At 66.9% G+C, this 23,035-nt stretch carries 22 protein-coding genes; 9 read left to right on the top strand and 13 right to left on the bottom strand.

Annotated elements, in window-relative coordinates:
• Positions 1 to 44: 44 nt before the first annotated feature.
• Both C8D78_RS07205 and C8D78_RS07200 read right to left on the bottom strand, forming a co-directional pair.
• Complete coding sequence (locus C8D78_RS07205; protein WP_120951510.1) at positions 45 to 1,952, bottom strand: hypothetical protein; 1,908 nt, start codon at positions 1,950 to 1,952, stop codon at positions 45 to 47.
• Positions 1,949 to 2,305, bottom strand: coding sequence for a hypothetical protein (locus C8D78_RS07200; protein WP_147429563.1), 357 nt, complete (start codon positions 2,303 to 2,305; stop codon positions 1,949 to 1,951). The genes C8D78_RS07205 and C8D78_RS07200 overlap by 4 nt, the downstream gene beginning before the upstream one ends.
• Positions 2,306 to 2,759: 454 nt before the next feature.
• Between C8D78_RS07200 and C8D78_RS07195 the strand changes: the two genes are divergently transcribed.
• Positions 2,760 to 4,217: an amino acid permease gene (locus C8D78_RS07195; RefSeq protein WP_120951507.1), complete on the top strand. Its 1,458-nt coding sequence runs from the start codon at positions 2,760 to 2,762 to the stop codon at positions 4,215 to 4,217.
• A gap of 142 nt (positions 4,218 to 4,359) precedes the next feature.
• On the opposite strand, the gene C8D78_RS07190 is transcribed toward C8D78_RS07195, so the two are convergent.
• Genes C8D78_RS07190 through C8D78_RS07165 form a run of 6 tightly spaced genes read right to left on the bottom strand, consistent with a single transcriptional unit; the run spans position 4,360 to position 10,953 of the window.
• Positions 4,360 to 5,181 carry an HpcH/HpaI aldolase family protein gene (locus C8D78_RS07190; protein ID WP_167467868.1) on the bottom strand — a complete coding sequence of 274 codons (822 nt, stop codon included), beginning with the start codon at positions 5,179 to 5,181 and terminating at the stop codon, positions 4,360 to 4,362.
• Positions 5,166 to 5,951 carry a 2-oxo-hept-4-ene-1,7-dioate hydratase gene (hpaH, locus tag C8D78_RS07185; RefSeq protein ID WP_120951505.1) on the bottom strand — a complete coding sequence of 262 codons (786 nt, stop codon included), beginning with the start codon at positions 5,949 to 5,951 and terminating at the stop codon, positions 5,166 to 5,168. Before hpaH ends, C8D78_RS07190 begins: the two co-directional genes overlap by 16 nt.
• Before the next feature lies 1 nt (position 5,952).
• A complete protein-coding gene (hpaD, locus tag C8D78_RS07180) occupies positions 5,953 to 7,041 on the bottom strand; it encodes a 3,4-dihydroxyphenylacetate 2,3-dioxygenase (protein WP_120951503.1) in 1,089 nt (362 codons plus the stop codon).
• A 46-nt stretch (positions 7,042 to 7,087) separates the two neighbouring features.
• Entirely contained in the window at positions 7,088 to 8,620 is a 1,533-nt protein-coding gene (gene hpaE / locus C8D78_RS07175) for a 5-carboxymethyl-2-hydroxymuconate semialdehyde dehydrogenase (protein WP_120951501.1), read from the bottom strand.
• 58 nt (positions 8,621 to 8,678) lie between these two features.
• Positions 8,679 to 9,386: a GntR family transcriptional regulator gene (locus C8D78_RS07170; protein WP_120951499.1), complete on the bottom strand. Its 708-nt coding sequence runs from the start codon at positions 9,384 to 9,386 to the stop codon at positions 8,679 to 8,681.
• Positions 9,379 to 10,953: a fumarylacetoacetate hydrolase family protein gene (locus C8D78_RS07165; RefSeq protein WP_120951497.1), complete on the bottom strand. Its 1,575-nt coding sequence runs from the start codon at positions 10,951 to 10,953 to the stop codon at positions 9,379 to 9,381. Before C8D78_RS07165 ends, C8D78_RS07170 begins: the two co-directional genes overlap by 8 nt.
• A 223-nt stretch (positions 10,954 to 11,176) precedes the next feature.
• On the opposite strand from C8D78_RS07165, the gene C8D78_RS07160 reads away from it, so the two are divergent.
• Positions 11,177 to 13,090, top strand: a complete 1,914-nt coding sequence (locus tag C8D78_RS07160) for an FAD-binding monooxygenase (protein WP_120951495.1) — start codon at positions 11,177 to 11,179, stop codon at positions 13,088 to 13,090.
• 360 nt (positions 13,091 to 13,450) lie between these two features.
• Here the strand turns inward: C8D78_RS07160 and C8D78_RS07155 are convergent, their stop codons facing one another.
• From C8D78_RS07155 to C8D78_RS07145, 3 genes are all read right to left on the bottom strand, one after another.
• The gene (locus tag C8D78_RS07155) at positions 13,451 to 14,308 is read right to left on the bottom strand and encodes a prephenate dehydratase (protein WP_120951493.1); all 858 of its coding nucleotides are present in this window, start codon (positions 14,306 to 14,308) and stop codon (positions 13,451 to 13,453) included.
• Positions 14,309 to 14,411: 103 nt separating this feature from the next.
• On the bottom strand, positions 14,412 to 15,182 hold the full coding sequence (locus C8D78_RS07150; RefSeq protein WP_120951491.1) for a dienelactone hydrolase family protein: 771 nt from the start codon (positions 15,180 to 15,182) through the stop codon (positions 14,412 to 14,414).
• 232 nt (positions 15,183 to 15,414) lie between these two features.
• Positions 15,415 to 15,591 (bottom strand): CsbD family protein, encoded by a 177-nt coding sequence (locus tag C8D78_RS07145; RefSeq protein WP_120951849.1) that lies wholly within the window; start codon positions 15,589 to 15,591, stop codon positions 15,415 to 15,417.
• Positions 15,592 to 15,756: 165 nt separating this feature from the next.
• On the opposite strand from C8D78_RS07145, the gene C8D78_RS07140 reads away from it, so the two are divergent.
• The 5 genes from C8D78_RS07140 (at position 15,757) to C8D78_RS07120 (ending at position 19,981) form a co-directional block, all read left to right on the top strand.
• Positions 15,757 to 16,230, top strand: a complete 474-nt coding sequence (locus C8D78_RS07140) for an SRPBCC family protein (RefSeq protein ID WP_120951489.1) — start codon at positions 15,757 to 15,759, stop codon at positions 16,228 to 16,230.
• Positions 16,230 to 16,907 (top strand): pentapeptide repeat-containing protein, encoded by a 678-nt coding sequence (locus tag C8D78_RS07135; RefSeq protein WP_120951487.1) that lies wholly within the window; start codon positions 16,230 to 16,232, stop codon positions 16,905 to 16,907. Before C8D78_RS07140 ends, C8D78_RS07135 begins: the two co-directional genes overlap by 1 nt.
• 109 nt (positions 16,908 to 17,016) lie before the next feature.
• Positions 17,017 to 18,228 (top strand): thiolase family protein, encoded by a 1,212-nt coding sequence (locus C8D78_RS07130; protein ID WP_120951485.1) that lies wholly within the window; start codon positions 17,017 to 17,019, stop codon positions 18,226 to 18,228.
• On the top strand, positions 18,228 to 19,061 hold the full coding sequence (locus C8D78_RS07125; RefSeq protein ID WP_120951483.1) for an enoyl-CoA hydratase/isomerase family protein: 834 nt from the start codon (positions 18,228 to 18,230) through the stop codon (positions 19,059 to 19,061). Before C8D78_RS07130 ends, C8D78_RS07125 begins: the two co-directional genes overlap by 1 nt.
• A 110-nt stretch (positions 19,062 to 19,171) precedes the next feature.
• A complete protein-coding gene (locus tag C8D78_RS07120) occupies positions 19,172 to 19,981 on the top strand; it encodes a 3-hydroxyacyl-CoA dehydrogenase family protein (RefSeq protein ID WP_244208305.1) in 810 nt (269 codons plus the stop codon).
• 96 nt (positions 19,982 to 20,077) lie between these two features.
• Here the strand turns inward: C8D78_RS07120 and C8D78_RS07115 are convergent, their stop codons facing one another.
• The gene (locus C8D78_RS07115; protein WP_120951481.1) at positions 20,078 to 20,518 is read right to left on the bottom strand and encodes an SRPBCC family protein; all 441 of its coding nucleotides are present in this window, start codon (positions 20,516 to 20,518) and stop codon (positions 20,078 to 20,080) included.
• 94 nt (positions 20,519 to 20,612) lie between these two features.
• Here C8D78_RS07115 and C8D78_RS07110 point away from each other — a divergent pair, with 94 nt between their 5' ends.
• Positions 20,613 to 21,221 (top strand): GNAT family N-acetyltransferase, encoded by a 609-nt coding sequence (locus C8D78_RS07110; protein WP_120951479.1) that lies wholly within the window; start codon positions 20,613 to 20,615, stop codon positions 21,219 to 21,221.
• Here the strand turns inward: C8D78_RS07110 and C8D78_RS07105 are convergent.
• Positions 21,218 to 22,060, bottom strand: coding sequence for an SGNH/GDSL hydrolase family protein (locus C8D78_RS07105; protein WP_120951477.1), 843 nt, complete (start codon positions 22,058 to 22,060; stop codon positions 21,218 to 21,220). The genes C8D78_RS07110 and C8D78_RS07105 overlap by 4 nt on opposite strands.
• A gap of 292 nt (positions 22,061 to 22,352) precedes the next feature.
• Here C8D78_RS07105 and C8D78_RS07100 point away from each other — a divergent pair, with 292 nt between their 5' ends.
• Entirely contained in the window at positions 22,353 to 23,033 is a 681-nt protein-coding gene (locus C8D78_RS07100; protein ID WP_120951475.1) for a tyrosine-protein phosphatase, read from the top strand.
• Positions 23,034 to 23,035: the final 2 nt, after the last annotated feature.

Here is a 23,035-nt window from a genome sequence, read left to right as displayed (position 1 = left end):
GAGGGCGCCGGGCGTTAGCTTTGGGTGCTGTGGTGCGTCTGGATCTAGCGGAACAGTGCCCCGTAGGTCCCCATGATGATCCGGTCGCCCGGGGTGGACTTGCGGAGGTAGTCCACCACTGCCCAGTCATCGAGCGAGATGCAGCCGGCTGTCGGGATTTTGTTCATGTGCAGGAAGATGGCGAAGCCGGCGTCCTGGACGATGTTGGGCCGGTTGTAGTTGATGACCGCGCCTTGGCGGTAGTAGCCCAGGCTGGCGAACCACCACATGTTCTCATCCCAGCCGACCCAGGAGGAGGACTCGTGGTACTTGTTGTAGGTGGCCGTCCAGGGGTTGCCGCCCCAGCGCGACTGGGGGTTGAGCGTGCGGTAGGCAAGCTTTGTGCCCGGGTTGCCGAGGCCGAACGCCTCGGTCACGGAAAACGACCCGGTGGGGGAGTAGAGGTTACGGGTGGGGCCGGACGGCACGCCCGGCGGCTTGAAGCCTGATTTCCCGACGTAACCGTCAGTCCGCCAGTCCGGCACGTAAACTCCGGCGACGTTCATGCAGTACAGATTGGTCGCATGGGATATTCCGTAGCCCGAGGTCCAGGTCAGCAGGACGCGGTTCGCTCCGTACGTGGGGTACTTGGCCTGGCCGTTGTTGAGCTTATGGCACTCGGACATCTCATAGAGCCTGGCCCCGGACCTGGCCCAAGTGATATCCCCGTGCTGGTAGGACTGCGCGCAGGCGCCGTTAGCACAACGCTCGCTCGCGATGGGATAGCCCAGCGAGCTGCGAAGGCCACCTGCTGCCACGAATTTGCTGTCGATTCCCTTGCCGGAAATCCACGCACCCGTGGTGGATGACCAGTAAATACTTCCGCCTTGGAAGCGCTGCACACAGCCCCCGGACGGTTGTCCGCAGGCCTCGTTTGTGAGCGGGTAGCCCAGCATGCTGCGCGGCGCTCCGGCCGCGGCATATCGGTTGCCGATGGCGCCGCGGGTCGCGTGCGCGCCCGAGGTGGGCGAGTAGAAGATGCTGCCCCCTTCGAAGCGCTGCACACAGCCCCCGGCCGCCAGACCGCAGGACTCCCCGGTGAGCGGGTAGCCCAGCAGGCTGTTTTGTGCCCCGTCGTCCTTCCATCGCCCCAGGATGCTGCCCCAGACGACTTGGCCGCCGATTCCCGGCGCCCAGTAGATGTAGCCTTTACCGAACTGTTGAAAGCACCCGGATGCCCTCAGCCCGCAGGCCTCGGCGGCCACGGGAAGGCCCAAGACCGCCTCGCCGCCGGCGGCGACCCAGCGGCTACCGATCCCGCTTGTGGCCGAGAACTCCAGCAGTTGCGTGCCGGTCCAGGCCACGATGGGGCCACGGGAGAACTTCTGGATAGTTCCGCCGGACACCGCAGTCTCGTCCGTGACGGGGTAGCCGAAAACCGCCAGGGCGCCCTTCGCGTACCAGCGGGGGCCGGTGTGTCCGCCGGTCTCGAGGACCGGGTGCGCCCCCGTTGACGTGGTCCAGAAGATGGATCCGCCTTCGAAGGTCTGGCTGCAAACGCCGGAGGAGCAGACCTGGTCGGCGGTCGGAGCGCCGAGGGCGCCGGCGGCACCCTTGAGCGCTGTCCACTTCGCCGCGATGGGTCCCTGCGTAACGAAGGCGGCCGGCTGAGGCGTCGGCGCCAGGGTCGCGGTCGGCGTCGCTGTCGGCGTCACTGTCGGCGTCACTGTCGGGTCGGCCAGGGGCCGGAGACGCTCCGCGGTGGGCGTTGCCGTCGCAGCGGGAACAGCAGTCCCTTCCGGAGCCGGATCGGCGGGGGCCGAGGTGGACCCGGTCGGTGCCGGCGTCGCGGTCGTCGTGGGTGCCGGGCTGGTTGCCGGCGTCACATCTTCAGCGAAGGCCGGCCCGGCTGCCAGCGGCCCGGCAGTAAGTCCGAGGATCACCGCCGTGATGAGAAGTAACTTCGATTTCATGGGGCATCCTCTACGGAGACGACCGGCGTGCAGGTTCCGGCGCTGTCCTTGGTCTTGGCGAAGTTCGCCGCGGCGATGTCGGCCGACTGGCCGGCTGGAACTACCTTGGTGATGAGCGTGTGCCCTGCCATGGCGGGGCCGGCGGTGACCGCGATGGCCACGGTGAACACTTTGTTCTTGGCCGTGTTGTTGACGAGGGTCCCAGTGAAGGACCACGACCCGTCGGCTGTTGCGGTGCAGGCGTGCTGGCGCAATGCGTCGGGCGCGTTCAGCGAAGTGGAAACATCGGCGGGCGCGGAGGTACCCGGCGCCGGAGATCCTGATGTTGGTGTTTGTGATGTCGACGCCGGCATCCCCGGCGCCGTTGCGGTGCGGCTTTCGCTTGGCCCGGCCGGGCCGGAACCGCCGCTCGAGCACCCAGCTAGTGCGAGAAGCAGCACTGCAGGCAGTAGCGCTCTCTGTTTCATAGTCCCCCCTGACTCACGGCGTTCCCGCCATGGCCTGCAGTGATGTTGCAGGCGCACCGGCAGGAAGATCCCCGCCAGTGTGCTCAGAATAATGGAAGCAGCGGCCTGACCAGCGCTTTTGTGTGAAATGACCGGTGCTGTGGCGGGTCCGGGGCGGTCTCCGGTGTTGCCCGCGTCACGGTACGCGCCGGATAGCTAGTACTATGGACGAGCCGCGCGAAGCTTCGACCCTTTGTGAGATTCGGTACACATTGTTGCCCCGCAGCGGGCTAACTCCGAATTGCGTGTGCCTGAATCCACGGTTCAGCCCCGGCCGATCCCCGACCTACAAGGAACTGTTGTGCCACAAAGTACTTCCACCGAACTTAAGAGCGCGCCGGCGCAACCCGCCGTCGACTCGACTCTCAGCGCCGAGGGCTACAAGAAGACCCTCAGCGGCCGCCACGTCACCATGATCTCGATGGGCGGCGCGATCGGCGTCGGCCTGTTCATGGGAGCCGGCGGACGGCTGGCCTCCACCGGCCCCGCGCTGATCTTCTCCTATGCGATTGCCGGCGTGATCGCCTACCTGCTGATGCGGGCGCTGGGCGAGCTCATCATGTATCGCCAGACCTCGGGCTCCTTCGTCAGCTACGCCGGTGAAATGTTCGGCAGGAAGGGCGCCTTCATCTCCGGCTGGATGTACTTCATCAACTGGGGCATGACCGGCATTGCGGAACTGATCGCGATCGGCCTGTACTTCCAGTTCTTCTTCCCCAACGTGCCCGTGGAAGCCTCCGCGATTGCCGCCCTCGCGCTGCTGGTCGCCGTCAACCTGTTCAGCGTCAAGGCGTTCGGCGAGTTTGAATTCTGGGCCTCCTGCCTCAAGGTCGGCGCCATCCTGATCTTCCTGGCCGTCGGCACCTTCATGGTGGTCACCAACGCCAAGGTGGGCGGGGGCCACGCCTCGGTGGCCAACCTCTTTGCCGACGACGGCGGGATGTTCCCCAAGGGCGCCCTCGTCATGGTTCTCGTCCTCAATGCCGTGATCTTCGCCTACAACGGCATCGAACTCGTCGGCATCACCGCCGGCGAGATGGAAAACGCCAAGCGCGAAGTGCCCAAGGCGATCCGCGCCGTCGTGCTGCGCATCGTGGTGTTCTACGTCGGTTCCGTGCTGCTGCTGGCCATGCTGCTGCCCTCCGACCAGTACAAGGCCGGCGTCTCCCCGTTCGTCACCGTCTTCGGCCAGATGGGCCTCGGCTGGGTGGGCGACGTCATGAACATGATCGTCATCACCGCCGCGCTGTCCTCCTGCAACTCGGGCCTGTACTCGATCGGCCGGGTCTTCCGCACCATGGCCAACAACGGGCATGCCCCGCAGTGGCTCACCAAGATGTCCAAGCGCCACGTGCCGTACGCGGCCATCCTGGCCATCGCCGCGTTCTACCTCGTGGGCATCCTCCTGAACATCTGGCTCGGCGGCTCGCACGCCTTCGACCTCGCGCTGAACACCGCCTCGATCGGCGTGATCTTCACGTGGGGCGCCATTTTCGCCAGCCAGATCGCGCTGCGCCACCAGAAGGGACGCGTCTCCAGCCTCCCCATGCCGGGCTCACCCTGGACCAGCTGGGCCGGCCTCGCCGCGCTGCTGGCGATCACCGTGCTGATCGGGTTCGACACCATGACCAGCAAGACCGGTGAAGTCTTCCAGCTGGGCCTGTGGACGCTGGCCACCGTTCCGTTCTTCGCCCTGATGCTGTGGCTGGGCTGGCAGAAGGTCAAGAACAACGGGCCCAAGAGCGAGCTCTTCAGCTAGGAGCCCGGGGCGCGCACTGCGTCGATCTGCACTGTATCGATCTGCACTGCGTCGATCTACACAGTGACGTCCTGCACCACGACGACGGCGGCAGTCACCTCCACGAGGTGGCTGCCGCCGTCGCGGTTAACGCGGAGGACCGTCAGTAGCTGCCGGGGGTGCCGGCGGGCGCAACCGCCGGGCCCGACGGGATGTAGGCGGCGGCGAGGGCCTCGGAGCCGCGGGCCAGCAGCGCCACGTCGGCGCCGACCAGTACGAAGGCCGCGCCGGCGGCCAGGTAGGCGCGGGCCGTTTCCGGGTTGAAGGCGTTCACGCCGGCGGGTTTGCCGGCCGCTTGGGCGGCGGCGAGACAGTGTTCGACGGCGCCCCGCACCCGGGGGTGTTCCTGCTGTCCCAGCAGGCCCATCGACGCGGCGAGATCGGACGGGCCCAGAAAGATCGCGTCCACGCCGTCGACGGCGAGGATCTCCTCGACAGCGGCGACGGCTGCTTCGGATTCGATCTGCACGGTGACGCTGATTGTCTCGCTGGCGCGGGCGAGGTAGTCCGGGATCCGGTTCCAGCGCGCGGCCCGGGCAAGGGCCGAGCCCACGCCCCGGACCCCCTGCGGCGGATAACGGGTCGCGGCCACCGCAGCTTCGGCCTCGGCGGCGGAGTCCACCATGGGCACCAGCAGGTTCTGGACACCGAGGTCCAGGTACTGCTTGATCAGCACGGTGTCGTTGACCGGCGGCCGGACCACGGGGTGAACCGGGTAGCCGCGGACGGCCTGGAGCTGGGCGAGGATGGATTCCAGCCCGTTGGGGCTGTGCTCGGCGTCGATCAGCAGCCAGTCCAGGCCGGACCCGGCGCAGAGCTCGGCGATCAGGGGGCTGCCGGAGCAGACCCACATCCCGGCCAGGGATCTGTCCGAGGCGGTGAGTGCGTCACGGAACGTGGCGTCGGGCTCTATTCGAAGCGGCATGTGACAACTCCCAGGGGTCCGTAGTCGGCATGAACGGTATCGCCCTTGTGCACCCAGAGCGGCCGGGTGAAGGAGCCGGCGAGGATGATGTCGCCGGCTTTCATGCCGTCGCCGTGGGCGGCGATCTTGTTGGCCAGCCAGTGCACCCCGTTGGCGGGGTGGTCCAGGACCCCGGCGGCGACGCCGGTTTCCTCCACGGTCTGGTTTTTGTAGAGGATGGCGGAAATCCAGCGGAGGTCGACGGCGTCGGGCTTCACCGGCCGGCCGCCCACCACCATGGCGCCCATCGCGGCGTTGTCGGCGATGGTGTCCACAATGGTGCGGCCTTCCATCTCGATCCGCGAGTCCAGGATCTCCAGGGCCGGGACCACGTAATCGGTGGCGTTCAGGACATCGAAGATGGTGCAGCCGGGGCCGGCGAGGTCCTGCTTCAGCACGAACGCCAGTTCCACTTCCACCCGGGGGTGGGTGTAGCGGTCCCACTGGACCGAGCAGCCGGTTTCCAGGACCATGTCATCGAAGATGGCCCCGTAGTCCGGTTCGGTGATGCCGGTGGCAGCCTGCATCGCCCTGGACGTGAGGCCGATCTTGCGGCCTACGAGCCTTCGGCCTGCGTCCTCGTTGCGCCGCCGCCACAGCTGCTGGACCGCGTAGGAGTCCTCGACCGTCATGTCCGGGTAGCGGGCCGTCAGCCGGGGGACCGGGGTGCGGCTGCGTCCGGCCTCCAACAGTTCGTCGGCGATGGCCTCGATCGTCTTGGCATCCAGCACGCTAGACCTGCGCCCCGAGCTTGAAGCCCGTTTTCTCCCCGGCGGAGCCGTCCTCGTCCTTGCGCGTGTAGGAGAAGCCGTCGGCACCCACCGTCACGGCCATCTCGCTTCGCTCCTCGCGGACGACGACGGGCTGCGGGTTGCCGTCCAGGTCCAGGACCAGGGACGCCTCGGTGTACCAGGACGGGACCACGGGGTTGCCCCACCAGTCCCGGCGCTGGTTGTCGTGGACGTCCCAGGTCACCACGGGGTTGTCAGGATCGCCGGTGTAGTAGTCCTGGGTGTAGATCTCAATGCGGTGGCCGTCCGGGTCCAGGATGTAGAGGTAGAAGGCGTTGGACACCCCGTGCCTGCCGGGGCCGCGTTCGATCCGGTCGCTGATGCGCAGGGCGCCCATCTTGTCGCAGATCTGGATGATGTTGTGCTTTTCGTGCGTGGCAAACGCGACGTGGTGCATGCGCGGCCCGTTGCCGCCGGTCAGGGCAGTGTCGTGGACCGTCTGCTTGCGGTGCATCCAGACCGCGTAGGTGACGCCGTCGGAATCCTGGATGTCTTCGGAGACCCGGAAGCCGAGATCCTCCAGGTATTTGCGGCCGCGCGGAACGTCTGGGGTGACCTGGTTGAAGTGGTCCAGCCGGACCAGCTCGCCGGCGGAGTAGAGGTCATAGCGCTGGGTGAGGCGCTCGACGTGTTCGGTCTCGTAGAAGAACTCGTAGGGGAAGCCCAGCGGATCCTCCACCCGGACGGCGTCGCCGATGCCCTTGGTGAAGCCGTCCTTGCGGCGCTCGGTGCGGCAGCCGAGTTCCTTGTAATAGGCCTCGGCGGCGTCCACCTCGGCGGGGGATTTCACCCGGTAGGCGAAGGCTGCGACGGCGGCGATGGGTCCCTTGCGGAGCACCAGGTTGTGGTGGATGAACTCCTCGAGGGAGCGCAGGTAGATGGTGTTCTCGTCTTCCTCGGTGACGTGCAGGCCCAGCAGGTCCACGTAGAACTCGCGGGATTTGGCGAGGTCGGTGACCACGATTTCCATGTAGGCGCAGCGGACGATGTCCGGCGCCGGAACGGAGGGTGTGGGGATGAAGTTGGTCATGGTGTGCTCTCTTCTTTGAAAGGGTTCCGGTTGGCTGTGGTGAATTTCAGGCGCCGGTTTTGGCAATGTGACCGAATTTAGGCGTATGAACAGAGCCGAGGGTGATGTGGACGGCCTGCTGGTCGGTGTAGAAGTCGATGGAGCGGTAGCCGCCCTCATGGCCCAGGCCGGAGGCTTTGACGCCGCCGAACGGGGTGCGAAGGTCGCGGACGTTGTGGCTGTTCAGCCAGACCATGCCGGCCTCGACATTCTGGGAGAAGTTGTGCGCGCGGGTCAGGTTCTGGGTCCAGATATACGCCGCGAGCCCGTATTTGGTGTTGTTCGCCAGGGCGAGGGCCTCGGCGTCGGTCTCGAACGGGGTGATGGCGACGACGGGGCCGAAGATCTCCTCCTGGAAGATCCGTGCGTCCGGGGCGACGTCGGCGAACACGGTGGGCGCGATGTAGTTGCCTGCGGGCAGGTGCTCTGGCCGGCCGCCGCCGGCAAGCAGCCGGCCCTCGGACTTGCCGATCTCGACGTAGGAGGCCACCTTGGCGTAATGCTCCGGGTGGACCAGGGCGCCGACCTCGGTCTTGGGATCGTGCGGATCGCCGACCACGATGTTCTTGGCCCGGGCCGCGTACTTCTCGCAAAACTCCTCGTACACCGCGCGCTCCACCAGGATGCGGGAGCCGGCGGTGCAGCGCTCGCCGTTGAGGGAGAAGACGCCGAACAGTGCCGAATCGATCGCGGCGTCCAAGTCGGCGTCCGCGAACACGACGCACGGTGACTTGCCGCCGAGCTCCATGGACAGGCCCTTGAGGTTGGCCGCGGCGTTGCGGAAGATTGTCTGGCCCGTGGTGGTCTCACCGGTGAAGGAAATCAGCGGGACGTCCGGGTGCTTGACCAGCGCGTCGCCAGCTTCCTCGCCGAGGCCGTTGACGAGGTTGAAGACGCCGTCGGGGAGGCCTGCGTCCTTGAAGATCTGCGCCCAGAGCGAGGCGGAGAGCGGGGTGAACTCGGCCGGCTTGAGGACCACGGTGTTGCCGGTGGCCAGGGCCGGGGCGAGCTTCCAGGATTCGAGCATGAACGGGGTGTTCCACGGCGTGATCAGGCCCGCGACGCCGATCGGTTTGCGGTTGACGTAGTTGATCTGGGCGCCGGGGACCTTCATGGCGTCATCGAACTGGGCCACGATCAGGTCCGCGAAGAAGCGGAAGTTCTCGGCCGCGCGCAGCGCCTGGCCCTTGGCCTGGGTGATCGGCAGGCCGGTGTCGAAGGTTTCGAGTTCGGCGAGCCGGGCCTCCTGGGCCTCGACGGCGTCGGCGATCTTGTTCAGGATGCGGGCACGCTCCCGCGGCTTCATCTTCGGCCACGGGCCGTTGGTGAAGGCTTCGCGGGCGGCGGCGACGGCGAGGTCGATGTCCTCCTTCTGCCCGGCGGCCGCGGTGGCGTAGTTGGTGTTGGACACCGGGTCGAGGACGTCGAAGGTTTTGCCGCCCACCGAATCAACGAATTTGCCGTTGATGTAGTGCTGGATCCGGGTGGGCAGGTCCTGCGGAACGTAGTGGGTGGCGGTAGCCGAGGCAGTAAACGTCATTGTTGTCTTCCTAACAGATATTGCAACGCGGGGTCACTTACGGCCCATGTTGGGGGCCTTAATGGGCGCTAAGTGACCCCGCGTTGCTTTGGGCAAGGTACGCGTCCAAGGTGGCGGAGCGGTGGAGGCGGGCGGCCTTTTCGATGGTGTCGGCGCCGGCCCCGGCTTCGATGAGCTGCAGCAGGGCCTCGTGCTCGTCCACGGATTCGTGGGCCCGTCCCGGGACGAAGCGGAACGTGGATGACCGCAGCGATGCGAGCCGGTTCCAGCCCCGGTGGACGAGGTCCAGGATGTGGGGGTTGGGGCAGTGCTCGAACAGGATGCTGTGGAAGTCCTGGTTCAGCGCCGTGAACCGGACGGGGTCGAAGTGCTGCAGGCACTCGCGCATCTCGGCGTTGACGGCCCGGGCCCGGGCCACGTCCGCCGCGCCGATCAGCGGGGCCGAGAGCGCCGTGGCGGCGCCCTCGATGATGCTGAGGGTCTGCATGGTGTAAAGGAACTCGGTGGGGTCGATGCCGGACACGGTGGCGCCGACGTTCCGCTCGAACGTCACCAGTCCCTCGGCTTCGAGCCGGCGGATGGCCTCGCGGACCGGTACCACGCTGACGCCCAGGTCCTCGGCGATCTTCGCCAGGACCAGCCGGTAGCCGGGGGAGTAGGTCCCGTCCACGATCCGGGACTTCACGGTGGCATAGGCCTGCTCGGACTTGCTTCCGGAGGCCCCGTTTCCGGACAGTATGGCTGCTGTGCTGGCTGTGTCAGTCATGGGATTTACCGGCTTCCATCGCTTCCCATTGCAAGTACCGGGCCCGCCATGCGGCGTTCAGTGGGTAAAGGCCGTCCACGCTGTGGCCCTGCCGGACCATCTCGGTGATGAAGGTTTCCTCGCGTTCCTGGCCGATGGAATCGTCCGCGATCTCTTCGGCGAGGGCCGGCGGGATGACCAGGATGCCGTCCGCGTCGGCCACGATGATGTCCCCCGGCTGCACGGTGGTGCCGCCGCAGGCGATGGTGATGTCCGTGTCCCACGGGATGTGCCGGCGGCCCAGGACGGCGGGGTGCGGGTTGGCGTAATAGGTGGGCAAGTCCATGGCAGCCACGGCGGAGAAGTCGCGGACGCCGCCGTCGGTGATGATGGCCGCGGCACCGCGGACCTGGGCGCGGAGGGCCAGGATGTCCCCGATGGTGCCCGTGCCCTTTTCGCCGCGGGCCTCCATGACGAGGATTTCGCCCTCGTTGACGGAGTCGATGGCCTTCTTCTGGGCGTTGAAGCCCCCGCCGTGGGTCTTGAACAGGTCCTCGCGGTTGGGCACATAGCGCAGGGTGCGGGCCAGGCCAACGATCCGCCGATCCGGGCGGGTGGAGGTGAGGCCGTCGATGCTGACGTTGTTCAGCCCGCGCTTGCGCAGCTGGGAGGACAACGTGGCCGTGCAGACGCTTTCCAGCTTGGCCTTCAGTTCCGGGGACAGGATCTGTCCGACGCCGACGCCGACGCCGGCGCCGGCCGCAGCCGCCAGGCCGGCGGCTTCCCGCGAGCCGTACGCCTCCTCGCGCTGGAGGTCATCGGTCTTGGGCCGGGCGCCAAAGTCCGCGAACGGCGTCGTGCCTTCCTCTACGCGGGTGACCAGCCGGCCGGTGGAGAGACCCGAAGCGGCGCCGCCCGACGTCGTCGTGCTGACTTCAACGGTGCTGACTTCAACGGTGCTGACTTCAACGGTGCTGACTTCAACCTCGACGACGTCGCCCGGCTTGGCCACCGAGGCCCCGGCCGGCGTGCCGGTGAGGATGATGTCGCCCTCTTCGAGCGTGAGCAGCTGGGACAGGTCGGCCACTAGCCGGGAGAACGGGAACAGCAGGTCCCCGGTGGTGTCGTCCTGGACGAGTTCGCCGTTGTGCCAGGTGCGGATCCGCAGTTTGGCCGGGTCCACGGTGTCCGCGGCGATCAGTCCCGGGCCGAGGGGTGTGAACCCGTCGCCGCCCTTGGACCGGAGGTTGGAGCCCTTGTCCGCGTAGCGGAGGTCGTAGACGCCGAGGTCGTTGCTGGCCGTGATCCACTCGACGTGGCTCCAGGCGTCCTCGATGCCCACCCGGCGGGCGGGCTTGCCGATGATCAGGGCGATCTCGCCCTCGTAGCCGAGGAGTTCGCAGCCGGCAGGGCGCTCCACGGTTGAAGGGGCTTCCGCGGAACCCACCGTCAGGGACGACGTCGGCTTCAGGAAGTAGGAGGGCTGCTCCGGAGTGCGGCCGCGCTGGGCTGCCCGGCTGGGGTAGTTGATGTGGACCGCGATGACCTTGCGGGCCGCGGCCAGGATGTGGTCGGTGACCAGTTCCAAGAGTTACTCCTCATCGAGTACGAAATCGTATACGAAAACTATGACCCGGTAACCCCGGGGCGTCAACCCATTGCCTGGGCAATTTTCATGGCACTTGTAACCCGCGTCATATCTGCCGTACAGTTTTGGGATTGGCGTAGAAATTCTATTATCGAACGTCTAGTTCTAATATCGAACACGAATGACGGCGACTGGCCGCCACACAATGAAGTGAGGAAAGCCCGTGCAGTTTCACCACCACGGTTATGTCTCCGGTGACCCCCGGGTCCAGCCGGCCGCCGGCGTCGGCATCGACCGGCCCACGCAGCTTCCCGACGAGGTTGACGTGCTCATTGTGGGCACCGGGCCCGCGGGCATGCTCACCGCCGCGCAGTTGTCCCAGTTCCCGGGCGTCACGACGCGGATTGTCGAGCGCCGCGGCGGCAGGCTCGCCATCGGCCAGGCCGACGGCATCCAGGCCCGCAGCGTCGAAACCTTCCAGGCCTTCGGCTTCGCCGAGCGGATCATCGCCGAGGCGTATCGGATCACCGAGATGGCGTTCTGGAAACCGGATCCGGCGGATCCTTCCCGCATTCTCCGCGCCGCCCGCGCCGTGGACGACCCGGCGGGCATCAGCGAGTTCCCGCACCTGATCGTCAACCAGGCCCGGGTGCTGGACTACTTCGGGGAGTTCATGGCGAACTCGCCCGCCCGCATGTCACCCGACTACGGCTACGAATTCCAGGGCCTCGAGGTTGCGGATACTGGGGAGTACCCCGTCACGGTGACACTTCTCCACACGGCCGGCCCGCACGAGGGCCGGGAGCGCACCGTCCGGGCGAAGTATGTCGTCGGCGCGGACGGCGCCCGGAGCAAAGTCCGGGAGTCAATCGGCTGCACGCTCGCCGGCGACGCTGCCAACCACGCCTGGGGCGTCATGGACGTGCTCGCCGTCACGGACTTCCCGGACATCCGGCTCAAGTGCGCCATCCAGTCCCACGACGGCGGCAGCATCCTGCTGATCCCGCGCGAAGGCGGCCACTTGTTCCGCATGTACGTCGACCTCGGCCAGGTGGACCCCAACGACAAGGGCGCCGTCCGCGGCACCACGATCGAGCAGATCATCGCCAAGGCGAACGAGATCCTCCACCCCTACACGCTCGACGTGCGCAACGTCGCCTGGCACAGCGTCTACGAGGTGGGCCACCGCCTCACCGACCGGTTCGACGACGTCCTCCCGGCGGAGCGGGGCACCCGCACGCCGCGCGTGTTCATCACCGGCGACGCGTGCCACACCCACAGCGCCAAGGCCGGCCAGGGCATGAACGTCTCCATGCAGGACGGCTTCAACCTGGGCTGGAAGCTCGGGCACGTGCTTGAGGGCCGCAGCCCGGAGAGCCTGCTGTCCACGTACTCGGCCGAGCGCCAGATCATCGCGAAGAACCTCATTGACTTCGACAAGGAGTGGTCGACACTGATGGCCAAGAAGCCCGAAGAGTTCGAGAACCCCTCCGAGCTCGAGGACTTTTACGTCAGCACCGCCGAATTCCCGGCGGGCTTCATGACCCAGTACGCGCCCTCCATGCTCATCGCCGAGCCTGCGCACCAGCACCTGGCCGCCGGGTTCCCCATCGGCAAGCGGTTCAAATCCGCGCCCGTCGTGCGGGTCTGCGACACCAACCCGCTGCACCTCGGCCACCAAGCCACGGCGGACGGGCGGTGGCGGATCTACGTCTTCGCCGACGCGGCTGCGCCGGGACAGGGGGCAACGGCTCCGTCACCGGTGGCGGACCTGGCCGCTTGGCTTGCCAGCGCCCCGGACTCGCCGCTGGCCGCCACCCCCGACGGGGCGGATCGTGACGCGTGGTTCGACGTGAAGGTGATCTACCAGCAGGACCACACGGGCGTCGACATCGGCGCCGTCCCGGCAGTGTTCAAGCCGGAGGTCGGCCCGTTCAAGCTCACGTACCTTGAGAAGGTCTACGCCACCGATCCGGCGGCGGACATCTTCGAGCTGCGCGGGATCGACCGTGGCGGTGTGGTGGTGGTGGTGCGCCCCGACCAATACGTGGCTAACGTCCTGCCGCTGACGGCGACGGCGGAGCTCGCCGCGTTCTTCGCGCCCCTCCTGCGGTCGGGACAGCCCCAGACGGCGTGATCCCGGACGCGTGACCCCGGACGGCGTGACCCCAGGGAGCCTGGCGCCTTTCCGATGGCGGGCTGACGTTCCCGCCCGGTTGCTGCTGACCGCACGTCTGCGCGCCCGCGAAATTCCGGGGGTGCGTCGGGGTGAGGCGAGGTCCGGCGGCGAGCAACTGGGATGGAGCGTCGGCACACGGGGCGTTTCCGATGGCGCCGTGGCGTTCCTGCCCGGTTGCTGCTGACCGCACGTCTGCGCCGCCCGCGAAATCCCGGGGCTGCGTCGGGGTGGGGCGGGGTCCGGCGGCGAGCAACTGGGATGGAGCGTCGGCACACGGGGCGTTTCCGACCTGGCTCCGTAGCGGATTACTGCGGGCACTCAGCCGGGGACTGCTTGCCCGGTCCGGTATTCGGCGGCGGCATAGACGCCCAGGATGCGCACCTCGGTGGTGAAGAAGGCCAACTCCTCGAGGGCCAGTCTGACGGGGAGGTCCTCGGGGTGTCCCTCGACGTCGGCCATGAACATAGTGGCAGTAAACTCGTCGCCCACCATGTAGCTTTCCAGCCTTGTCATGTTCACGCCGTTGGTGGCAAATCCGCCCAGAGCCTTGAAAAGTGCGGAGGGGACGTTCCGGACTCGGAACAGGAAGCTGGTCATGGCCGCTCCTGGCAGCGCCTCCCGGGGCGGCAGGTCCTTTTCCGGCGCCAGGACCACGAACCGGGTGGTGTTGGACGGGTCATCCTCCACCCGGGAAGCCAGCACCTCCAGGCCGTAGATCCGGGCCGCGAGCGGGGGAGCGAGGGACAGCTTGGCTGGATCGTTCCACTCCCGCACTTCACGGGCGGAACCCGCGGTATCCCCGGCGATAACAGGCTTCAGGCCGGCACTGCGGATCAACTTGCGGCACTGACCCAGGGCGTGGATGTGGCTGTGGACCTCGGTGGCCCCCTCGACGGTGCTGCCGGGTATGCCCATCAGGTCGAAATGGATCGGAAGAAAGTACTCGCCCACTATCTGCAGACGGGATTGGGGCAGCAGGATGTGGATGTCAGCCACCCGGCCGGCGATCGAGTTTTCAATAGGAATCATGGCCAGGGCGGCCTCGCCGCTGGATACCAGTTCCAAAGCGTCCTCGAAGCTGGCACAGGGGACACTTTCGAACTCGGGAAACATCTGGGCGCATGCAATATTGGAATTGGCGCCGGGCTCACCCTGGTACGCAATCTTCTGGACCATGGTCGGTATGGTGTCATGCCGGGAGCCCCCGTTCCCAACTGGGTCGCGTTTAGCGTCCCATTCGGGGGTTTTGCGACGGCGCGTGTCCGCGGCGGGCGGGCGCTCAGGCCTTCAGATGCTTGGCGAAGTGGTCCTCGATCCTCTGCCACGCCTCCGGTGCCGACTGCGGATCCGGCTTGATTCCCATGACGCGAAATAGCGGGCGCAGGGGCCGCGGGCCGGTTTCCGCATCGTTGAGGAAGGCGTGCCCGGCGTTCGGGAACTCCTTGATGTCGTGCTCCACACCCAGCCGGTCCAGCAGAGACGATAGCTTTGCCGCTTCATCAGGCAGGCTGCGGTCCTTGCCGCCGAAGTTGGCCACGATCGGGCAGGCGCCGGCCAGGGCCTCCTCAGGATTTTTCGGGCGCCGGCCGTAATTGACGGCCGCCGCGTCGAAGTGGTCATTGGCCAGCAGGAGGGCGAAGCCGCCGCCCATGCAGAAACCGATCACGCCGATCTTGCCCGTGGTCCGGCCCGAATCCTGAAGCCAGTCCCGGGCTGTCGCCAGGTCGGTGAAGGCCCGGCCCTCGCCCGCCGCCAGCGCACGCATGGTGGCCACAAGGCACCGGCGGGGGCCGCCGTCGCTGAACAGGTCAACGGCCAGCGTCAGGTAGCCGGCCGCGGCCAGCCGGTCGGCGTGGCGGACGGTGATGTCGTTGAGGCCGAAAATTTCGTGGATCATCAGGACCGCCGGAAAAGGCCCGTCACCTTCCGGCGTCGCCAGATAGCCGCGCAGCACGGGCGATCCGCCGGCGGCAGCGCTGGCCTCGCTCAGGTCGATGTTGCTGAGATCCCGGCTGGGGGATTTGCCTTTGTCTGCCGCTGTCCGTGCCATGCTGTCTCCTCCGTCGGCTGGTGGGAGCCATTGTTGCAGGATGTGCGCCCGGAAGCCCGGAAGTCCGGAATGAGGCCCGGCGAAGCACGGGAGAACCCCGGCGCCACAGTGCGGGGAGCTCAGAGCGGGCACAGCGAATCCACACCAACCAGCATGCACAAAAAAGCAGGCACAAAAAAGCGGCGCCGGTCGTCCCCCAAAGGAAAGACCGGCGCCGCTTTTAGCTGAAGAATTAGTCCTTCTTGAAAGCGTCCTTGACGTTTTCGCCAACCTTCTTCGCGTCGGCTACGACCTGATCGCGCTGGCCCTCGGCCCGCAGCTGGTCGTTGTTGGTTGCGTTTCCGGCCGCTTCCTTGGCCTTGCCGCCCAGGTGCTCCGCTTCGTTCTGAATCTTGTCTCCGACACCCATGGTGTGGACCACCTTTCGTTTCCGGTAGAAAATCAACGTTCATTCAGCCTAACACAAAGCATGCTTACTAAATCAAGGGGTGAGCGCGGATTGACCGCCACCGGGCGCGGCGCTCAGCCCGGACGGGATGAACTTTTTCACCGCCCCCGGGCTAGGCTCGAGGGCATGGACCACAAGATCACGCTCACGCAGCACATCAATGCTCCGGCGGACTCGGTCTGGGCCGTGGTGTCGGATATCCCCGGATCGGCCTCAACCCTGTCCGGCGTCGATTCGGTCCAGATGCTCACCGACGGACCCTACGGCGTGGGCACCCGCTGGAAGGAAACCCGCACCATGCTGGGGCGCTCGGAGACGGTGGAGATGGCGGTGTCTGAGTGCGAGGCGCCTGGCCCGGACCGGGCCGGCGGCACCACAGTGAAAGCCCGCCAGGGCGGCGCCTCCTACACCTCCCGGTTCGCCCTGGCGGGGCGCGACGGCGGCACCGACCTCACGCTGACCTTCGGTGCGGAGCTCGTTAGGCCAACCCGGTTGGGAAAGGCCATGCTTGCCGTGTTCGGCCCGCTCGGCATGCGCATTACCCGCAAAGCGCTCGCCAAGGACCTGGCGGAAATCGCGACCAAAGCCGAGTCGCTCTGATGGTCCGGCACGCTGCAGCGGCCAAGGCCCCCAAAATCACCGCCCCTCGCCTCGCGCCGGTTCGGCCACCGGAACTGCGGGACGACCCTGCCCCGGACTTCCGGAGCGGTGAACGGTACGACGGCGTCCGCTACAGCCGCGCGTCGGCCGACGGACTGGAACTGAGCGGCGCGGTCTTTGCCGAGTGCGAGTTTGCCGGCGTGTCTTTTAATGAGACCCAACTGCGCGGCGCCACGTTCCGCGATTGCATCCTCACCGAGGTTTACGCCCCGGTTTTCACGGCAGCCCGGACCAGCCTGCGGGATGTGGAGATCGGCAACCCCCGTTGGGGGTCGGCGGAGCTCTACGAGAGCGGCTGGCAGTCGGTGCGGATAGACGGAGGCAAGCTCGATTACGTGAACCTGCGCGGCTCCAAGCTCACCGACGTCCAGATCAGTGACTGCATCATCAACGAGCTCGACCTGGGCTCCTGCACCGCAACCCGGGTTGCCTTGAAAAACTGCACGATCGGGACCCTCGACTTCGCCGGCGCCAGGCTGAAGGACTTCGACCTCCGGGGAACCGACTTCCGCGCGATCAGCGGTCTGGGCAGCCTGGCGGGCCTCGTGATCGACGATTACCAGCTCACCGTGCTGGCACCGTTGCTCGCAACCCATCTGGGCGTCGTCGTCGCGTAATGCGGCGGCGTCCGGTTGACCCCTCTGGCCCGCCGTGTAATCTTTATAGAACGAACGGTCGGTAAATTACTCTGCTGCCGGCCCCGCTTTCTTGGTGAAGGATGTTCTCATGGTCGAGGCTTTTCTTGTTGGCGGTGCCCGCACGCCGGTCGGCCGCTACGGCGGCGCCCTCTCCGCAGTCCGCCCCGATGACCTGGCCGCACTGGTGGTTCGTGAAGCCGTGGTCCGGGCCGGCGTCGATCCGGACGCGATCGACGAGGTAATCCTGGGCAACGCCAACGGCGCCGGCGAAGAGAACCGCAACGTGGCCCGGATGGCCACGCTCCTGGCCGGGCTTCCCCTGCACATCCCCGGCATCACCGTGAACCGGCTCTGCGCCTCCGGCCTCAGCGCCATCATCATGGCCAGCCACATGATTAAGTCCGGCGCAGCCGACGTCGTAATCGCCGGCGGCGTCGAATCCATGAGCCGGGCGCCCTGGGTCCAGGAAAAACCCCGGACGGCCTTCGCCAAACCGGGCGAAATCTTCGACACCTCCATCGGCTGGCGCTTCGTCAACCCGCAGTTCACCAAGGGCGAGCTCGCCCGGGACGGCAAGATGACCTACTCCATGCCGGAGACCGCCGAGGAAGTGGGCCGGGTTGACGGCATCTCCCGCGAGGACGCCGACGCCTTTGCCGTCCGCTCCCACGACCGCGCCCTGGCTGCCATTGCCGCCGGACGCTTCGCCGACGAAATCGTCCCCGTGACCGTCAAAACCCGCAAGGGCGAGACCGTGGTGGACACCGACGAAGGCCCCCGCGCCGGCACCACCATGGACGTCCTGGCCGGACTGCGGCCCGTCGTCAAGGGCGGCTCGATCGTCACCGCCGGTAACTCCTCCACCCTCAACGACGGCGCCTCCGCCATCATCGTGGCCTCCGAAGCGGCCATCCAGAAGCTTGGCCTCACGCCGCGCGCCCGCATCATCGACGGCGCCTCGGCCGGCTGTGAGCCCGAAATCATGGGCATCGGCCCCGTCCCGGCCACGCAAAAGGTTCTCGCCCGGGCCGGGCTCAGCGTCGGTGACCTCGGCGCCGTCGAACTCAACGAAGCATTTGCCACCCAGTCGCTGGCCAGCATGCGCCGGCTCGGCCTTGACCCGGAGATTGTGAACCGCGACGGCGGTGCCATCTCCCTGGGCCACCCGCTGGGTTCCTCCGGCTCGCGGATCGCCATCACGCTGCTGGGCCGGATGGAACGCGAGGACGCCAAGATCGGCCTGGCCACAATGTGCATAGGCGTCGGCCAGGGCACGGCCATGCTGCTGGAGCGCGTGTAGTGGCGGCCCCGGCATTCGACCCGTCCGCCTTCGGGACCCTCCTGGTTGAGGAACGCGAGGACCGTGTGGTGGTGGTACTCAACCGGCCGGAGGTCCGCAACGCGATCGACCAGCAGATGGTCGACGAACTCCATGCCGTGTGCGCCCAGCTCGAGCAGCACCCCAAGATCCTCATCATCGCCGGCGCGGACGGGGTCTTCGCCTCCGGCGCCGACATCGGGCAGCTGCGCGAACGCCGCCGCGACGATGCCCTGCAGGGGATCAACTCCACCATTTTCGTCCGCATCGCCAAGCTCCCGATGCCGGTCATCGCAGCCTTGGACGGCTTCTGCCTCGGCGGCGGCGCGGAACTGGCCTACGCCGCCGATTTCCGCATCGGCACCCCGTCGGTCCGGATCGGCAACCCCGAAACCGGCCTCGGCATCCTCGCCGCGGCCGGCGCCAGCTGGCGCCTCAAGGAACTGGTCGGGGAGCCGGTGGCCAAGGACATGCTGCTCGCCGGCGCCGTGCTGCGCGCCGAACGGGCCCTCGCCGTCAACCTCATCACCGAAATCCATGACCCGTCCGAGCTGATGGCCGCCGCGCATAAGCTCGCCGACCGGATCGCCGCGCAGGACCCGCTCGCCGTCCGGATCACCAAATCCGTGTTCCACGCCCCGGCCGAGGCGCATCCCTTGATCGACCAGCTGGCCCAGGGAATCCTCTTCGAATCCCAGGCCAAATTCGACCGCATGCAGGCCTTCCTGGACAGGAAAGCTGACAAGAAAACCGACAAGAATTCCGACCAGCATTCCGACCGGAAACCGGCCGAAGAATCAGAGAAGAAGAAATAGCCATGGACAACTCCGAACGCCACGCCAACAGTCCCGCGGATGCCCTCCCCGGCACTAACGTCCCCGGCGCTGACCTCCCGCACTTCGTGGGAGTTCTGGGCGGCGGCCGCATGGGCGCCGGCATCACCCACGCCTTCCTGATCAACGGAGCGAACGTCCTGGTGGTTGAACGCGACGAGGCGTCGGCCGAGGCCGCTCGCGAGCGGGTCGAGTCCGCCGCTGCGAAGAGCATCGAGCGCGGCGCCGTGGACGCCAACCTGGACGAGATGGTCTCCCGCCTAACGGTCACCGTGGACTACGACGACTTCGCCGGGCGGCAGCTGGTGGTCGAGGCCGTTCCCGAAGACTGGGACCTGAAGGTCACCGCCCTGCGCGGCATCGAGGAACGGCTCGCCGACGACGCCTATCTCGCCTCAAACACGTCGTCCCTGTCCGTCAACGGCCTGGCCCGTGAGCTCAAGCGGCCGCAGAACTTCCTGGGCCTGCACTTCTTCAACCCGGTGCCGGCGTCGACGCTCATCGAAGTGGTCCTCGGCGAGCAGACCTCCCATGCCCTGGCACACGCCGCCCGCGGGTGGGTGGAGGCCCTCGGGAAGACCGCCGTCGTCGTCAATGACGCCCCCGGCTTCGCGTCCTCCCGGCTGGGCGTCGCGATCGCACTCGAGGCGATGCGCATGGTGGAGGAGGGCGTAGCCACCGCCGAGGACATCGACAACGCGATGGTTCTCGGCTACAAGCACCCCACGGGCCCGCTGCGGACCACCGATATTGTCGGCCTCGATGTGCGCCTCGGTATCGCTGAATACCTGCAGTCCACTCTGGGGGAGCGTTTCGCGCCGCCGCAGATCCTCCGTGACAAGGTGGCCCGCGGTGAACTGGGCCGCAAGTCCGGCAAGGGATTCTTCGACTGGAACGGCTGAGCCGGAACGCTGAGCTGGACCGGCTGAGCCGGAACGCTGAGCTGGACCGGCTGAGCCGGACCGGCCAGCCCTGACCGGCCAGCCCGGTGGCGCAGGCTAGTTCGCTGCCATCGAGTCCAGGGACTTCTGCATGCCGTCCATGGCCGGAGCCGCCAGTGACTGGAATGCCGGCTTCACGAACGGTTCGGCGAACTTGAGCCAGCCTTTGAGCCGGAATTCAGCCGTGTACCGGACTTCCGACCCGGCTCCCGAGGGCTTGACGTCGATTGTGTCCACGGAGATGACCGTCTTGTTCTCGCCGCGCAGCTTGATAAGGGTCCCTGACAGCTCCACGACCTCGTAGATCAGCGTCTGCCGCTTGCCGCGGAAGTCCGCTTCGGCGTGATAACGGTGCCCCACCGCCACCGGGCCTTCGGAGAGCTTCTTAACCACCGGAGTCCCGGGGTCCCATTCCGGCGTGTGCTCGAAAGCTGAGAGGTACCCGAAGGCTTTGCCGGCCTCCAGATTTGAGCGGACCGTGCCCGTGACTGTGATCATGGCCCCAGCCTACCCAGAAGGCCTTGCCGCGGGGACCCGGCCGCGTCCTGACGGCGGGGCCGGGCACGCCGCCGGATCCCTTTAGGATGGTCCCGTGAACCGCATTCATCCCACCACGCTCACCGGCAGGTACGTTGTCCTTGAGCCGCTGCGCCAGGACCACCATGACGGCCTCGTCGAGGCGGCCCGGGACGGCGAACTGTGGCGCCTCTGGTACACCAGCGTGCCCGACCCGCAACACATGGCCGCCGAGATTGAGCGGCGCCTGGCCCTCCAGGACAGCGGCGCCATGCTGCCTTTCACCACGCGGCTGCTTGACCCCGCCACGGGCGCCCCGGGACGGGTGATCGGCATGACCACGTACATGAATATCGATCCAGTCACGCCGCGCGTCGAGATCGGGTCCACCTGGAACGCCGCGTCCACGCACGGCAGCGGCACCAACCCGGACGCCAAGCTCCTGCTGTTGCGGCACGCGTTCGAGACGATCGGCTGCCCGGCGGTCGAATTCCGGACACACTGGCTCAATCACCAGTCCCGCGAGGCGATCGCCCGGCTGGGCGCCAAGCAGGACGGCGTGCTGCGCAGCCACTCCCGCTCGGCCGACGGCGCCCTGCGGGACACCGTGGTCTTTTCCATCCTTGAGCACGAATGGCCGATGGTCCGCAACGGCCTGGAACTCCGGTTGGCCAAGCGGCGCTAAGGTGCCGAGTAGGCGTTGACCTTGTTGAGCGACGCGAAGTACGCCTCATAGCCCTCGGCATTCGGGTGGAAGTTGTCCGGGCTGGTTGGGTGGGCGAGGTCGAGGTTGATCCACGGTTCGTGCGTCGCCGAGTTGATGCCGTGCCCGGCAAAGGCGGCCCTTACATCAACGTATGTCGCTCCGCCGGACCCGGCGGCGATGGAGTCGTTTAGTCCGTCCGCCAGGCGGGTGGCCTTGTAGATGAACAGGGACATCGGATCGGCCGGATTGGGGGTGACCGGATCGTAAAGGTAGGGATAGCCGGTCACCACAACCTTGGCGTTGGGTGCTGCAGCCTTGACACTCTGGATCATCGAGGCCACATCGCGGGCGAGTTTTCCACTGGCAATCTGAGCAGTCGCGTCGGCGGTTACTTTGTCACACAACGCCGCCGCCGCCGCGGTGGGAGCGGCCAAGGCAGCGCCGCAATAAGTGACGATTTGGCCGAACTTGAGGTTGTTGCCGCCGGCGGTGATGGTCACCAGTTCCGTGCTCTTGTTCAGCTGGCGCAGCTGGTTGTTCACGACGTCCTGGGTGGTCTTGCCGCTGCACGACGCGTTGGTGACCAGTTTGATGGCCTTTGACTCAGCAGCGAGTTCGGAATAAGCGTTCTCGCTCCGGTAACAAGCATCCAGGTACGGCCCAGCGCCCTGCCCCGCGGCGTAGGAGTCCCCGAGCGCGATGTACTTGGTCTTGTCCACTGCCTGCGCCGGCACCGTTGCCACCCCGGCCGCCAGTGCCAGGGTTGCGAGACCGGCCGCCAGGGCCGTTCGCCGGCGTCGAAGGTTCAAAGTTCCCATGGTGTTCCCCTCAGTAGCACGTAGGTTCAGCCCCGTGCCGAGGTGTCAGTCCCGGCGGCGGCGAGCTGAAAAGAGCCCGGCGGCTACCGGGTTCACCGCCACAGTACGCGGATGCTTGCACCCCGCACCATGCCTCCGGTCCCGTTGTGGAAAACTTTCCCGAATGCGGCCCGTGGATCTGCACCGGCGCGTGTGCTTAACTTTCAAAATGACCATTCCTGCCGACTTCGGAGGCCCAACCATCAGGAAGCCATCCAACAAGCCAGCCAGTTGGAAAGCGGTGCCCGGAGGGATGGAGTGGGACGGGGCAGTCAACGCGTGGCATGTGGCCGGGGACGTGTACCGGATGGGACGCCGGGAATGGCTGACGGAGGAAGGCTGGCGCCAGGCCTACCGCCACGGCATCCGGACCGTCGTCGACCTCCGCAACGAAACCGAAATCCGGCGCCGGGAAACCGACCCGCCGGTGCCGAGGGCAGCACTGGCCCGATTCGACGTCGTGCTGGCCCCCACGGAAGACCCGGACAACAGCGAATTCCGCGAACTCTGCGTGCCCTACCTCAACGATCCGGCCTCCTACGCGGACAATGCCCGGCTGTTTCCGCACCTGCTGGCCGGCGTCTTCAAGGCCGTGGCCGCCGCGGACGGCGGAGTGATCATCCACTGCTCCGCCGGGCGGGACCGGAGCGGCATGATCGCCGCCATGCTCCAGGATCTCGCCGGGGACGATGACGAGGCCATTGTGCACGGCTACCAGCGCGCCATGCGGGGCATCAACGAGCACCACCGGAACTCGGCCGTCCCGCATCCCTATGAACGCTTCCTGCCCGAGGACGTCCTGATGCCCCTGCTGGAATCCCGGAGCAGGAGCCTGCTGGAGTTCGTCCGGTCACTGGACACGGCCGATTACCTGAACCGCCACGGCGTGACGCCCAGGGAGCTCGCGGCCATCCTGGCCAAACTCGGCAGATAGGG

Source organism: Arthrobacter oryzae (assembly GCF_003634095.1).
GTDB classification, from domain to species: domain Bacteria; phylum Actinomycetota; class Actinomycetes; order Actinomycetales; family Micrococcaceae; genus Arthrobacter; species Arthrobacter oryzae.
The sequence above is the reverse complement of the archived record's forward strand: the minus strand, read 5'-3'. Positions and strand labels throughout refer to the sequence as shown.